The organism is Commensalibacter oyaizuii (assembly GCF_029953265.1).
GTDB classification, from domain to species: domain Bacteria; phylum Pseudomonadota; class Alphaproteobacteria; order Acetobacterales; family Acetobacteraceae; genus Commensalibacter; species Commensalibacter oyaizuii.
Genome location: NZ_JASBAO010000001.1, coordinates 243,267 through 256,390, shown reverse-complemented (window position 1 = coordinate 256,390; position 13,124 = coordinate 243,267). Strand labels below are relative to the sequence as shown.

Sequence of the window (13,124 nt, the reverse complement as noted above, 5' to 3'; positions counted from 1 at the left end):
TAAAAATATAATAAACTAGTTTAACAGGATTATCATTGTTTTTTAGGAAAAATTAGCTTTTATGATAACTTTTTTCTATTAAAGCCATCCCTTTTGCATGATCATGCGGCACGCCCTGTCCTTCTAGATACATTTTGCCTAAAATAAAGCTGGATTTTAAATGTCCTTGGGCCTCTGCCTTGGAAAAATAATCGACTGCTGCATTAAAATCCTGTGCGATCCCGTCCCCTTTATAATACATGACCCCAAGATTAAACTGAGCAAGCATATATCCTTGATCAGCAGATTTTTTAAACCAATAATAGGCTTTGTCTAAATCAATTTTAACAATTTGCCCAGTCAGATATATATACCCCAAATTATATTGTGCCTGCATATCATTTTGGGAGGCTGCTTTTTCATACCAATATATAGACTGTTGATAATCCTTGGAAACACCTTCGCCTTCTGCGTACATAGAGGCAATCAAATTTTGCGCCTGTACATGCCCCTGTTTGGCAGCTTTTTCATAAAAATAAGAGGCTCTTTTGTGATTCTTAGGGGTTCCCTGACCATTATAATAGACATTTCCCATGAAATATTGCGCATTCATTTCGCCCTGACAGGCAGCTTTTTCAAAATACCCCCTAGCTTTGGCACGATCTTGTTCACCACCTTCTCCATTCCACAACATTAATGCCAGATTATATTCACCCTGCATGTTTCCTTGACGTGCTGACAACTCAAAATATTCACGTGCTTTTTCAAGATCTCTTTCAACCCCTTTAGCGTCGATATACATATAAGCTAAACTATTTTGAGCCTGAGGAACGCCTTTATAGGCAGCTTGTTCTAAATAAACACGTGCCTTTGTATAATCTTTGGAAACACCAACCCCCTCGTAATACATCATTCCTAGATTAAGCAGGGCATCTACCTCTCCTTGACGTGCTGATAATTCGAAATATTCGCGCGCTTTGTCATAATCTTGTGTAACAAGATTACCCATGATATAAATCCTGCCTAATGCAAATAACGCTTTGGCATTTCCTTTTTTTGCAGCTTCTTCAAAATAACTTAATGCCTTTTGATCATCATAAGGAACCCCTAATCCTTCATAATATGTAATGGCTAGGTATAAAATTGCTTGCACATGGCCGTTGGCTGCCGCTTTTTCAAAAAACTCACGTGCCTTAACATAGTTTTGAGGCACACTGTCCCCGCGAAAATACATCAATCCTTTTTCCATTGGACTACTGACATCCAAGGTTACAGATTCTGCATCCTCTTCATACTTGTGATCACGAGTTGTATTGATTTGACGTCGCAAAAAGAATTTTTTATATATAACAAACGTAATACCAATGATGCATATGGCAATCAATATAATCAATATAGTTTGATACATATGAATCCTATTAATTTAAACGTAACGTGATCATAAATAAAAATAATCGCTGTACAAAAGATAATCAATATCAAATGATTGCAAGATTTTTATAATAGTTATTTTAATCTAAATTTGCATAGGTTTCACATGCAGGCTTGTTATTTTGTTGACAAGCCTTGGTTAACCAGAGTTTTGCCTTTTTTATATTCTTTACAACGCCTTGCCCACTAAAATAACACATTCCAACTAAGTACTGGGCCTCAGGCACATTCTGCTTTGCTGCCTTAAGATACCATTTAAAAGCAGTCTTATGATCCTTTTTTATCCCGTTTCCTTTGTCATATGAAATACCGATAAATAGATTGGCATTTTTATTATTTTGCTGTGCTGCTTTTTTAAACCATTCGAAGGCTTTTTTATAATCTACGGCCCTACCCTCACCGTCATAATACATGCGACCAAGATAATATTGGGCATCACTATTATTGGATGCTGCGGCTTTTTCAAAATATAGATAAGCTTTTGAATAACTTTTAACCACGCGTAAACCTTTATAGTAAATAAGACCCATAAAGAAATTGGCTTGTGGCTCACCTTGTGCTGCTGCTTTTTCAAAAAATTTTCTGGATTGTATCGCATCCCTAGCAACGCCAATACCCCCACCGTAAATTATTCCCAAATTTGTTTGAGCTTTGGCATTTCCGCCAGCTGCTGATTTTTCCAACCATTCAATCGCTTTGGCCAGATCTTGATTAACCCCTTGACCGTCTTTATATCTAATTGCCAAATAAAATTGTGCCTGATGATTACCTTGGGCTGCTTTTTTTTGTAGCTGGGCCAAAGGTAACGAGGAAAGATTTGTCTTACTTACATGCTGTTGGGAGTGAGATAATGGAAAAGCCATCGTGTAAGAAGGTATAAATAAAGTATTACCAAACATCGTTGCCAAAACCAGCAACAAACGATCCCTATTTAACCATTTCATAAAACATCTCTATACAACATTTAAGATACACTGTACTTTACAATACATGTTTTCAACGTCAATGAATATGAATTATCTAACATTAAAACAATTTCCAATTATTGCAATTTAAATAAAAGAAACTGTATAGCTTGATCTTGATGATCTTCAATTAAAGGAATTTATTGTGGAACCTTCTTATATTATTGAAAATATTACTTTAGAGGAATGCTTGCCCTTACGACGTGATGTATTATGGCCCCTACTACATACCCAAGATTGTATAGAGGCAGGCGATGAAGATGCAACACATTATGGTTATTGTGTGGATAATAAAATTATCAGTTGTTTATCTGTTTTCTTTCGTACCCCAGAACGTTATCAAATCAGAAAATTTGCAACGCATGCATATTATCAAAATAAAGGCATAGGAAGTATCTTATTCACGCACGTACTAAAAACATTAAAACAACAACAAGTACAAACCGTCTATCTTAACGCACGGTTCACAGCTGTAAGATTTTATGAAAAATTTAATTTTAAACGATTTGATCAAGAATTTACAAAAAATAATGTCCTCTTTGTGCCAATGGAATTCGATCTAAGAGCATTATCCCTATAGCAAAAAAACAATAACTATATATTTAAGATTTCAATTTATCAGTTAATGGTAATCCAATAGCTCTTTTTGTTGATGATCAAGTAATTCATCTTTTTTTTGTTTAAAAGCCAAAAAAGCTTTCTTTTTTTGTTCATCTACTTCTTTAGAAAAACGATCTGCCTGATCGTTTAAGACATGCACTGTATCTTTAAACCGTTGTTTGACGCTGGTTGTATTTTTTTGGTTGTTGGTTTGAATATAAAAACCAACCCCTATACTTGCAACAATTGCCAAAACTAGGATAATAATTTTTTGTACCATTGTACACCGTTATTTATTGTCAACACAGATTTAGATTTTATATAAACAAAAATACTGAAACTTCAATAATATTCGATCATTACTTTTATTTAAATATCATTTTAGTAATGAAATTAAAAGCGTTTTCATACGTATTTAGGCCAATAGCTTAATATCATTAATGCTCTTACAAATAGTTCATAACGATATAAATATATACTGTGTATAAATAAACATAGGCCAACAATTTATTAAAAATTTATGTATGAAAATTATTGAAAACTAAATACTGCTCTGATAATGAGAACGATTATCATCTTCATTATCATTACAAATTTACTGAAATCCATGCCTAATATATATCGTTCCCTTCTTTTGCTCTCTTCAAGCTGTATTTTATTTTTATCACCCGCCCTTACCAAAGCCCAAGAAACGACTCAAAACACGGACTCATCTAGTAAGGACGAACAAATTGTTGTTAAAGGCAGCAAGAATCCCCTAATTGTTAAATCCTCTTCGACAGCAACGAAAAGCTCTACTCCTCTTATCGATACGCCTGAATCTGTTTCAGTCGTAACAGCAGCACAAATGCAAATGCAAAATGCCCAAACACTGGGACAAGCATTACGATATACCAGTGGTGTCTCTGTTGAGCAACGCGGTGCCAATAGCCGATATGATTTAGGAACAATTCGGGGCTTTTCTATCTCAGGCAGTCAGTATCTGGACGGTTTGCTGATGTTTAAGGGACAATATTATGCTGACCAGCAAATAGATCCCTATTTATTACAACAAATTGATGTTCTTAAAGGCCCTTCTTCGGTTGTGTATGGTCAAAGCAGCCCTGGCGGGATTGTGGCATTAACCAGCAAATTCGCAAATGGCTCTCGTTATCGATATGTATCGCTAGAAGGGGGAAATTATAATTATGTTCGAGGAACTTTCGATTTAGGAGATAAAGTTGGTAATTTAGATAACCTATCTTGGCGTATTGTCGGAACAGGGTTTCGTCAAGATGGAAGGGATTGGTATACAAAGGCAGAACGTTATGCAATTCAACCCTCTCTTTACTGGGAACCAACAGACGATATTACCTTAACAGTTTATGGACGATATCAGGCTGATCCAAGCGATACTTCATACCAAACATTTCCTGTTTATGGCACTATTTTGCCTGGTCCTTATCATTTCCCTTCTAATTTTTATTCTGGTGATAAAAATTTCGAAAAATATGATCGTACTCAAGCCTCAGTTGGATATAATTTTACCTATCAAATCAATCCTGAATGGCAATTTATTTCCAGGGCACGTTATACCAACGTTGGCACAAATTATAATCAAGTATACGGCACTGACTCCTCTAACCCTGCCTCTAGTGCTGGTTATTATCCTGGCAGCAGATATATGTATCGACTGGCCAATGGTTCAAAAGAACATCTTGATACCATAACCATCGAAGAGCAGCTCCATGGTCAAGTACATACTGGCCCCGTAAAACATGATGTACTGGTTGGGGTTAGTTGGCAGAATTTACGCGATAGTTTTGATTATGGTTCTGGATATGCCCCTCCTCTTGACCTGTATCACCCCAACTATTCTGAACAAATTACCATTCCCACCCCAACCCTACAGACAAGTGTTACAACCAACCAAGAAGGTATTTTCTTGCAAGATAACATGAGTTACAAGCGTTTACACGTTCAATTGGGCTTTCGTAATGATTGGTCAAGTATTAAAACCAGAAATCATAAAGATTTAACCCAAAGCTTTACCCAAAGTGACCAAGCGTTTACCTTTCGTGGGGGAATTCTTTACAAGCTGCCCCATAATATTTCCCCGTATTTTAGCTATGGCCAATCCTTCCAACCCCTTAATCAGTTATCGCAACAAGATCAAAAACCTTTTAAACCAACCCGAGGTGAACAATATGAAGTTGGTGTTAAATACCAACCAGAACATTTCAAAGGTTTCTTTTCAGCGGCTTTATATAACCTAACGCAAAGCAATACGTTAACTCCGGATCCAGCTAATCCAATATGGAGTATTCAAGCTGGTGGACAACGCTCTCGTGGGGTTGAACTGGAAGCTCATGCATCCCCTATTGCAGGGTTAAATTTGATCCTATCCTATACCTATCAAGATGTTAAATATGATAAAGGAGACCTAAAAGGAATACGTCCGACTCAGGTTCCGGCAAATATATTTTCCTTTTGGGGGGATTACACCATTCAATCAGGAACCTTTAAAAACCTTGGAGGCAGTATCGGTGTCCGATACAACGGTAATACCCTCGGAGACACCAGTACATTTATCAAAACCCCTGCCTATACTTTGATTGATATGCAAGCACACTATCGATTTGACGATACAATCCCAACGTTAAAAGGACTAGATGCACAAATAACTGCGCAAAATCTGACGAATAAACGTTATTTCAGTGCTTGCTATAGTCAATCTTTTGGTTGTGCTATTGGACAAGGTCGAACCGTTATTGGAAAACTTTCTTATAATTGGTGATTTACTTGTCGTTAACTCATCTAAGTTCTGAATAGAACTTAGATGAGTTAATACCTCTTTATAAACCACTCGTTTAACTAATTTTTTTTTTATACTTTAAATAGGCATATAAAATCATGAACAGAACACCATTACTCATAATTACAAAATCCATTATAATAAATAATGGGTAATAACCGTTAAAAAAACTGTTCCATACCACTGGATATTGTATCCAACGCCAAACAGGCAATAATAAACATAGAATACTTAACAAAATTAATTGTTGCTTCCACGCTTTCATAACCATGCCATAAAAGCTACAAATTAATCCTTGGGCTGTTGATAATCCTAATATAATAAAAAATACTGATATTTCCCACTTTGGTTTATTAACACCATCAAAAAGCAAACTATTTGCCCAAAAAACTGCAATTATTGCCAATAAATTTCCTAATATGATCCCAACATGGATCCCATCTATAAATTTATAAAAATTTTTTAACATAGATGAAAGATGATCTGGATTAAAATGACGCCGTTTATTCGAGAAAAATATTAAACCACTGGCAACTAAAAATGTTCCCCCTGCACCTAATATAAAATAAATCCATCTAAGGACATCCCCCCCACTGCGCGCCAAATGCATTCCAAACATAAGGTCTAAGAAATATTCTCCTCCTTTGGCTTGATTTATATTTAAAGAAGTTTTTCCAGATTTTATATCCAGACCTACATAATCCCGAACAATAGCCAATTGATCGGCATCACTTTGCACAACCCTAATTTGATCTGGAGTTTTAAATATAAAACCAGGCATTCCTGAAAACAATCGTTGTGCAGCTTGTACCATTGGAAATAATTCTGTTTTGTATTCCATATCAGGTACTGGATAAGAAATAGTTTGATAAGATGGAACTTGGTAATTCAATATTGAAAAATATTTAGGGGCATAAAATAGAAAACCACTGACCACCATAACGCTGATGAAGGGAATAAAAAAAACACCAATACCAATATGTATATCCAAGATAAATCTTAAAGAAGATGCTTGTGGTCTGATTTTAAAAAATTCTTTCCATAGATGCTTTAAATGAATAATTATCCCGCTAATAATTGATACTAAGAAACAAATTGACAAGGCTACAATAACAATATCCCCAACACGATGTCCCATCATCAAATTATTATGTAAATCATCAAAAAAATAACCGCCAGCAGTCGGTTGTGTTGAAATAAATTTACCGTTTTTGGGATCGATGATGATCCATTTTAAAAGACCATTTTCACTATATGAAATTCGAATAAATGGATATCGTTCAGAGGGTAATTCTATAAAACTAAAGGCATGACAGCGATTAACTTTCTGCCATACCTCATCAGCCTTATGTATTGAAAGATCAGAAACTTGCTTTGATCCTGAATAATATGCCAATTGGGGCTGCATCCACTGGGTGATTTCTTGGTCAAAAACAGTAATGGTGCCTGTTAGCATCAAAACAAAACAAAACCATCCCCCTATTAATCCACCCCAACGATGGACAAGTGTGCAAATAGAAAGGAATTTTCTGCTCATAAATCAAATATCATAAAACTGAGAATAATTATAAATATCAATATTAGAAACTTGTTAAAATAGCAAAAAAATTCTTAATATTTTTCCTCAGCTTACTTGCCACAATCTAGAAATTCTGATCAAGATATTCCTTGATAACTTCTAAAATAACCTCAACTGATCGGGTTTGTTTTTTTTCTTGTATAACATACACCCCTAAAGATGTTTTTGTTTCTTCGTTCAAAACAGGAATACGCACGAAATCTTCTTTATCTTGCGAAGCGTCGGTAATCAGCCTTGAGCAAAAGGCTATCCCAACACCTGCAGCAGCCATCCTGATCATTAAATCAATCGAATTGCTTTCCATTCGAATGTTTAAATCCTCTTGAAAGCTTTTTAACAAGGGATAAATCGCCTTATATAGTGATAACGAAGGCGACGGCATAATTAACGGGTAAGATACACATTCTGATAACATAACACTCGTTTTACCAACCAAGGCATGTTTTGTATGAACAATTGCATCCAATGCAAAGGGTTGAGATACAATATTTTTAAATTTTCTTGGTTTACCCAAGGCTAATGCAATACCTATATCTGAATGTTCGCTCTGCAATGCATTCCAAATTTCTTGTGAAGACCCCGTATCAACACGCAGCCGAATACCTGGATAGTTTGTCGTTATTTTTTGAATAACATAAGGGATAATTTCGCTTGCAGCACTTTCAACGACCATAATATTCACTTGCTCGTCTTCAATTTTCTGTAAAATCGAAATTCTTTCTTCTATTCTTTTTAAATCCTCCATTACTATTCTTAAATGACTGGACAAAATATCCCCTGCTTGGGTTAAAACCATCCCATGGGAACGGCGTTCAAACAAGGGGGTTCCAATATCAAGTTCAAAATTTTGAATCTGACGGGTTAATGCTGATGGCGTAATGCGTAAATGTCTTGCCGCTGCTCTTACTGAACCATAGGTTAAAATAGCCTGAAAATATACAAATACCCGCGAGTATAAATTTAACATTTTATTAGAAAAAGGATGGGTATTCATTTTTTCAACCTAAAATTAAAATTATAATGCCAGTCCTTCTTTTTTAGAAACAATATTTACAGATTTCTTGTAAATTATCGATATGAACGAAAAAACGAAGTACACAACGCTGCGGGGGCTAGCCATTTTTTTGAATGATGCTTTGATATAAAAGAGGGGAAAATAGAAAATAAAATAGTACATACATATAATAAACTGTTCAAAATAACTGGGGATATCGGCCAATTAAAAGCCTGACCTTCAAATCCAATAGCGGCGATAAAACCAAAAAAAACACCCGATAAAATCATATATATTAATCGATATCGTCCTAACATCACCAAAGCAATTGCCACCCATCCTTGACCCGCAATTAATCCACCTGACCATGTAAACACAGTGGCCAAAACTAAATATCCACCTGCCAATGTGCCGAATACCGTCCCCAAGCAACTATAGATAAAACGAACACGCATCACTGAAATTCCAACAGCATCAGCGGCCTCTGGACTTTCACCCACCGCACGAACATTCAAACCGTGTTGTGTTCTAAAAAATACATAATGAACAATTAACGGCAGCACAATATAAATTAAATAGACCAAAATATTTTGTGAAAAAAAGATATGTCCAACAACTGGAATTGAAGACAATATTGGAACAGATATGGGTTGCAAATGTACAGGCGCAGCAATTCCTTCATAGGGTTTACCAATCAATTCTGCGATACCGATCCCTAACATCGTAAATGCTAATCCACACAAAACTTGATTGGCTCTGATCACCACGGCAGAAACGGCAAAAATAAACCCACAAACGATTCCAACCCCACAAACGATCATCAAGGATAACCACAAACTGTGAAAGGCAAAAGCCGCAATAATTGCCGTCACAGCGCCCAATGACATCAATCCTTCTTGGCCCAGATTCAGAACACCAGAACGCTCTGATAACCATTCCCCAATTGCCGCCAAAACCAATCCACCACCACTGGCTATTGAAAAATATAATAAATTAGTAACGACATCCATTATTGACCTCCGCGTTGGGGGGATATTTTCATAAACTGGTAATGTGCTAATTCATCTGATATCGCAATCAACAATAATAAAAGCCCAGTAATGATCAACGTAATGGCATTATTAAATTGCTGGGTCTGCATGATAATTCCTGTGTTCAAAATAAAAGCAATAAAAAAAGCTGAAGGAATTAGACTTAAAAAAGAATTCCTGGCCAAAATGGAAACGATAATTCCCAGATATCCCAAACCATTGGAAATGCCTGGCTGTAAACGATGCACCGTACCAATCACTTCTAACATCCCTGCCAACCCTGCAAGACCACCAGAAATCAACATAATCAATAATAAATATCCATTAATAGGTAACCCGATATAACGAGCGGCCTGCGTATTTGCCCCACATACCTTTAATTCATATCCCCATTTCGTATAAGTAGATAACCAAGCCAAAACAAAAACACAAAAAAAAGCAACTAGAATTCCAATATGCACATTTCCCCATAACAAAGGTAAAGAAATAGGAATAACAGGGCTTGATGAAAATGAACCGGCCAAAGGACCAGTCACACAATATATAATCAAAAACGAGGCGATAAAATTCATCATCAACGTGGTTAAAATTTCATTAACCCCAGCATATACCTTGGCCAAGGTGGGGATTAACATCCATAAAACACCGCCAAAAATCCCCGCCAGTCCAGCAATCAAAATACATATCCATGCGGGAAAATTACAATGCAACCCAACCCATGATGCCGCCAATGCACCTAGTAAAAACTGTCCTTCGGCACCATTATTTACAATCCATAACCTAAACGCCAATAAGCATGATACCCCAGTTAACAATAAGGGGGTAAAATATAAAAGGATGCCTTCAAAACCATCACGTGTTCCAAAGGATACCGATAAAATCACATAAGCAACAGACAACGGATTATAGCCTGCAATCAACGCTGCCAATGCACATAATAATAAGACAATCCCAAAAACAATGATACGATATAACGTAACCAAAGATAGTGGGGCAATGGATAATCGACGAAGATATCGCTGCATTATACTCGACCCCCTTCATCGATTGCATGACCACCTATCCATAAACTGAGTTGCTCTTTTGTAACTTGACTTGCTGCCTTAACCCCCATCAATTGACCGTGGCATAAAACCCCCACCCGATCGGACAAGTTCAATAATTCTTCTAGATCTTCAGAAAACAATAATACAGAAATATTACGTTGACGTAATTTAAAGAAATATTCCTGCATTTCTTTTATTGATCCAATATCTAGCCCTCGACTGGGATATACTGCAACTAACAAACAAGTGGTAATTTCCTTTTCACGGTAACTTACCAGTTTTTGTTGTGTTCCCCCCGACAAGTTACTGATTTGAAACGACATACCATGAATAGAAATTTTTGAATCTCTAACCATATTGCAAGCTTTTTGGTAGGCTTGACGTGGGGAATATAGAAAAGATTTGCCCACTGGTTTTTTAAAATATGTGCGCATTAACAAATTATGGCTGATATCTAAATGCGACATTAAAGCTGTTTTCAACCGATCTTCTGGAATATGCCCAATTCCCACGCTAGAAAATATTTTTGGATTAGGCTTTTTTACTTCCAAACCGTGAATGAAAATTTGTCCCGTATAAGGTTTGGTTAATCCCGTTACTACTTGGCTCAATTCTCGCTGTCCATTACCCACCACCCCTGCAATTCCCAAAATTTCACCAGGATATACTTCAAGGTCAATGTTTTTTAATGTTGCTATTTTTTGATCGTTTATCACGCTGACGTTGGATAAACGCATAAGGGGGGGAATATTAGGATCTCTGTCTTTTGTTTTTAAAAATGCAATATTATTCTCATTGTGAAATCCTACATCCCCATCAATCATTTTACTAGCTAAAAACTGCGCATTACAAGTTTTAGTTGCATAGGTTCCTATCTTACACCCTTGACGTAAAACACTAACAGTATCTGAAAATCTTAATACTTCATCCAGTTTATGCGTAATAAAAATCACCGCATTTCCATGTCTGCGAAATTTGGATAAAGAAATAAAGAGTTGTTCCACCTCTTTAGGGGTTAATACAGCTGTCGGTTCATCTAATATTAAAATACGCGCACGACGTGATAACGCGCGTAAAATTTCAACACGTTGTTGTTCACCAGCCGAAAGATCACTGACCATCGCATCGGGATCAACATAGAATCCATACTGGTCAAATAATAAATTCATGCGCTGACGCATTTCTTTTTTTGAAATAAAAATACGTTTGGTCTTTTCTCCAAAATAAATGTTTTCGGCAACGGTGAACGCTGGAACCAACTTGAAATGTTGATGCACCATACCAATACCAATTGCCATTGCATCTTGGGGCGAGGCCAGATGATATCCATACCCATCAACAATAATCTCGCCTTCATCAGGTTGATAAATTCCATTCAAAATATTCATTAATGTTGACTTGCCAGCACCATTTTCACCTATGATGGCGTGTATTTCGCCTGGAAATATATCCAAATCAATTTTATTATTAGCAATAACCTCAGGAAAATATTTGCTTATTTTCCAAAATTTAATTAACGGTGGGTCTCCAGGACGAATACGGACCTCGGACTGAACAAATCGTTCGTCATTTTCATTCTTCATAATCCCACCACTCCTTGGACAGCCCAATTCCATCGATATAGATCCGCATCTTGCATTTCAACGCCAGGATCTATTTTCAATTTACCAAGATGATCATAAATTGGCCCTTTGAAAGGATTACGTCCTTGTAAAATCGTCTTACGCAATTCGGAGGCTTGACGGCGGACCTCGGCGGGAACTGATCCGCCCCATTTGGATAAATCATAATCGCGACCAAATTTAAGAAAAGTAGAGCCAGTTCCCCAAGTCCCATTCACCCTATTTTGTAATTGCTGAAGATAAAAGTTGCTAAAATCACAAGTGATTGAACTCATGTAAGCGTTAGATGTTTGGGGTGTGGTATTATGATATAATATGGCCTTAACATTACGCTTTTCCGCAACACGTAAATAGGACGCATCATTAACCAACCCAAACAGCACATCACATTGATTATCACACAATGCGTTTGCTGCTTGAATGGTAACTTTGGGATTAAACCACGATCCAACATGAATAACTTGCATTTGAATATTGGGATTAATTCTTTGTGCGCCAAGTACAATGGCATTTACTGCTGCATAAACACTTGGAATTGGAAAAGAGCTGATAAAACCTAATTTATTGGTTTTTGATGTCAACGCTGCAACATACCCATAAATATAAAAGGCATACCAGTGATCCAAATAAAACCATCCAAGATTAGAAGTCGTCGCATGTCCGTTGCATTCTAAAAAAGATACTTGTGGAGCATGATCAGAAACGGTTCGTAAAAAATTGTCATAATTAGAGTCCGTGACAATCATCTGAACCCCTTCGGCCACTAGGTACCGAAACAATCGAGAGGCATGAACAGAATATGGAACATTTTCAATGGATACCACATTTAATTTTGGAAAACTTTTAATTGCTGTGGCTATACCCTGCTCGTGATTTGTTCCCCATCCACCATCTGCTTTGGGACCGCTATAACAAAAAGCAATCGATCCGTTCAAAGCTAGAGGTTTGATTAAAGATGAAGGTTTTTGTCTTCCCTGTGCACTGTGAAAAGTTAAAGTTGTTCCGATTCCCAGCAAAAAACTGCGACGTTTTAACATGTGCTTTTCCCTTCCATCTTTAAAAAATTAAACCAAAAGTAAATCC

The 13,124-nt window shown here is 36.6% G+C and carries 11 protein-coding genes; 2 read left to right on the top strand and 9 right to left on the bottom strand.

Annotation, left to right across the window (positions count from 1 at the left end):
• Positions 1 to 52: 52 nt before the first annotated feature.
• Both QJV27_RS01085 and QJV27_RS01080 read right to left on the bottom strand, forming a co-directional pair.
• Entirely contained in the window at positions 53 to 1,387 is a 1,335-nt protein-coding gene (locus QJV27_RS01085; protein WP_281447146.1) for an SEL1-like repeat protein, read from the bottom strand.
• 103 nt (positions 1,388 to 1,490) lie between these two features.
• Entirely contained in the window at positions 1,491 to 2,354 is an 864-nt protein-coding gene (locus QJV27_RS01080) for a tetratricopeptide repeat protein (protein WP_281447145.1), read from the bottom strand.
• A 166-nt stretch (positions 2,355 to 2,520) separates the two neighbouring features.
• Between QJV27_RS01080 and QJV27_RS01075 the strand changes: the two genes are divergently transcribed.
• Positions 2,521 to 2,955 (top strand): GNAT family N-acetyltransferase, encoded by a 435-nt coding sequence (locus QJV27_RS01075; protein WP_281447144.1) that lies wholly within the window; start codon positions 2,521 to 2,523, stop codon positions 2,953 to 2,955.
• Positions 2,956 to 2,997: 42 nt separating this feature from the next.
• On the opposite strand, the gene QJV27_RS01070 is transcribed toward QJV27_RS01075, so the two are convergent.
• Entirely contained in the window at positions 2,998 to 3,255 is a 258-nt protein-coding gene (locus tag QJV27_RS01070; RefSeq protein ID WP_281447143.1) for a hypothetical protein, read from the bottom strand.
• A 327-nt stretch (positions 3,256 to 3,582) separates the two neighbouring features.
• On the opposite strand from QJV27_RS01070, the gene QJV27_RS01065 reads away from it, so the two are divergent.
• Complete coding sequence (locus QJV27_RS01065; RefSeq protein ID WP_281447142.1) at positions 3,583 to 5,751, top strand: TonB-dependent siderophore receptor; 2,169 nt, start codon at positions 3,583 to 3,585, stop codon at positions 5,749 to 5,751.
• Positions 5,752 to 5,824: 73 nt separating this feature from the next.
• On the opposite strand, the gene QJV27_RS01060 is transcribed toward QJV27_RS01065, so the two are convergent.
• The 6 genes from QJV27_RS01060 to QJV27_RS01035 all read right to left on the bottom strand — a co-directional run bounded on the left by QJV27_RS01060 (position 5,825) and on the right by QJV27_RS01035 (position 13,078).
• Complete coding sequence (locus tag QJV27_RS01060) at positions 5,825 to 7,306, bottom strand: PepSY-associated TM helix domain-containing protein (RefSeq protein ID WP_281447141.1); 1,482 nt, start codon at positions 7,304 to 7,306, stop codon at positions 5,825 to 5,827.
• A gap of 106 nt (positions 7,307 to 7,412) precedes the next feature.
• Positions 7,413 to 8,342, bottom strand: a complete 930-nt coding sequence (locus QJV27_RS01055; protein WP_281447140.1) for a LysR family transcriptional regulator — start codon at positions 8,340 to 8,342, stop codon at positions 7,413 to 7,415.
• Between the two features lie 74 nt (positions 8,343 to 8,416).
• Positions 8,417 to 9,352: an ABC transporter permease gene (locus QJV27_RS01050; protein WP_281447139.1), complete on the bottom strand. Its 936-nt coding sequence runs from the start codon at positions 9,350 to 9,352 to the stop codon at positions 8,417 to 8,419.
• Positions 9,352 to 10,398: an ABC transporter permease gene (locus tag QJV27_RS01045; RefSeq protein WP_281447138.1), complete on the bottom strand. Its 1,047-nt coding sequence runs from the start codon at positions 10,396 to 10,398 to the stop codon at positions 9,352 to 9,354. The genes QJV27_RS01050 and QJV27_RS01045 overlap by 1 nt, the downstream gene beginning before the upstream one ends.
• Positions 10,398 to 12,002 (bottom strand): ABC transporter ATP-binding protein, encoded by a 1,605-nt coding sequence (locus QJV27_RS01040; RefSeq protein WP_281447137.1) that lies wholly within the window; start codon positions 12,000 to 12,002, stop codon positions 10,398 to 10,400. The genes QJV27_RS01045 and QJV27_RS01040 overlap by 1 nt, the downstream gene beginning before the upstream one ends.
• On the bottom strand, positions 11,999 to 13,078 hold the full coding sequence (locus QJV27_RS01035; protein ID WP_281447136.1) for a BMP family ABC transporter substrate-binding protein: 1,080 nt from the start codon (positions 13,076 to 13,078) through the stop codon (positions 11,999 to 12,001). Before QJV27_RS01035 ends, QJV27_RS01040 begins: the two co-directional genes overlap by 4 nt.
• Positions 13,079 to 13,124: the final 46 nt, after the last annotated feature.

Coding starts and splice junctions, on each gene's coding strand:
- QJV27_RS01085 (WP_281447146.1), bottom strand. CDS start 1,387: ATGTATCAAACTATATTGATTATATTGATTGCCATATGCATCATTGGT.
- QJV27_RS01080 (WP_281447145.1), bottom strand. CDS start 2,354: ATGAAATGGTTAAATAGGGATCGTTTGTTGCTGGTTTTGGCAACGATG.
- QJV27_RS01070 (WP_281447143.1), bottom strand. CDS start 3,255: ATGGTACAAAAAATTATTATCCTAGTTTTGGCAATTGTTGCAAGTATA.
- QJV27_RS01065 (WP_281447142.1), top strand. CDS start 3,583: ATGCCTAATATATATCGTTCCCTTCTTTTGCTCTCTTCAAGCTGTATT.
- QJV27_RS01060 (WP_281447141.1), bottom strand. CDS start 7,306: ATGAGCAGAAAATTCCTTTCTATTTGCACACTTGTCCATCGTTGGGGT.
- QJV27_RS01055 (WP_281447140.1), bottom strand. CDS start 8,342: ATGAATACCCATCCTTTTTCTAATAAAATGTTAAATTTATACTCGCGG.
- QJV27_RS01050 (WP_281447139.1), bottom strand. CDS start 9,352: ATGGATGTCGTTACTAATTTATTATATTTTTCAATAGCCAGTGGTGGT.
- QJV27_RS01045 (WP_281447138.1), bottom strand. CDS start 10,398: ATGCAGCGATATCTTCGTCGATTATCCATTGCCCCACTATCTTTGGTT.
- QJV27_RS01040 (WP_281447137.1), bottom strand. CDS start 12,002: ATGAAGAATGAAAATGACGAACGATTTGTTCAGTCCGAGGTCCGTATT.
- QJV27_RS01035 (WP_281447136.1), bottom strand. CDS start 13,078: ATGTTAAAACGTCGCAGTTTTTTGCTGGGAATCGGAACAACTTTAACT.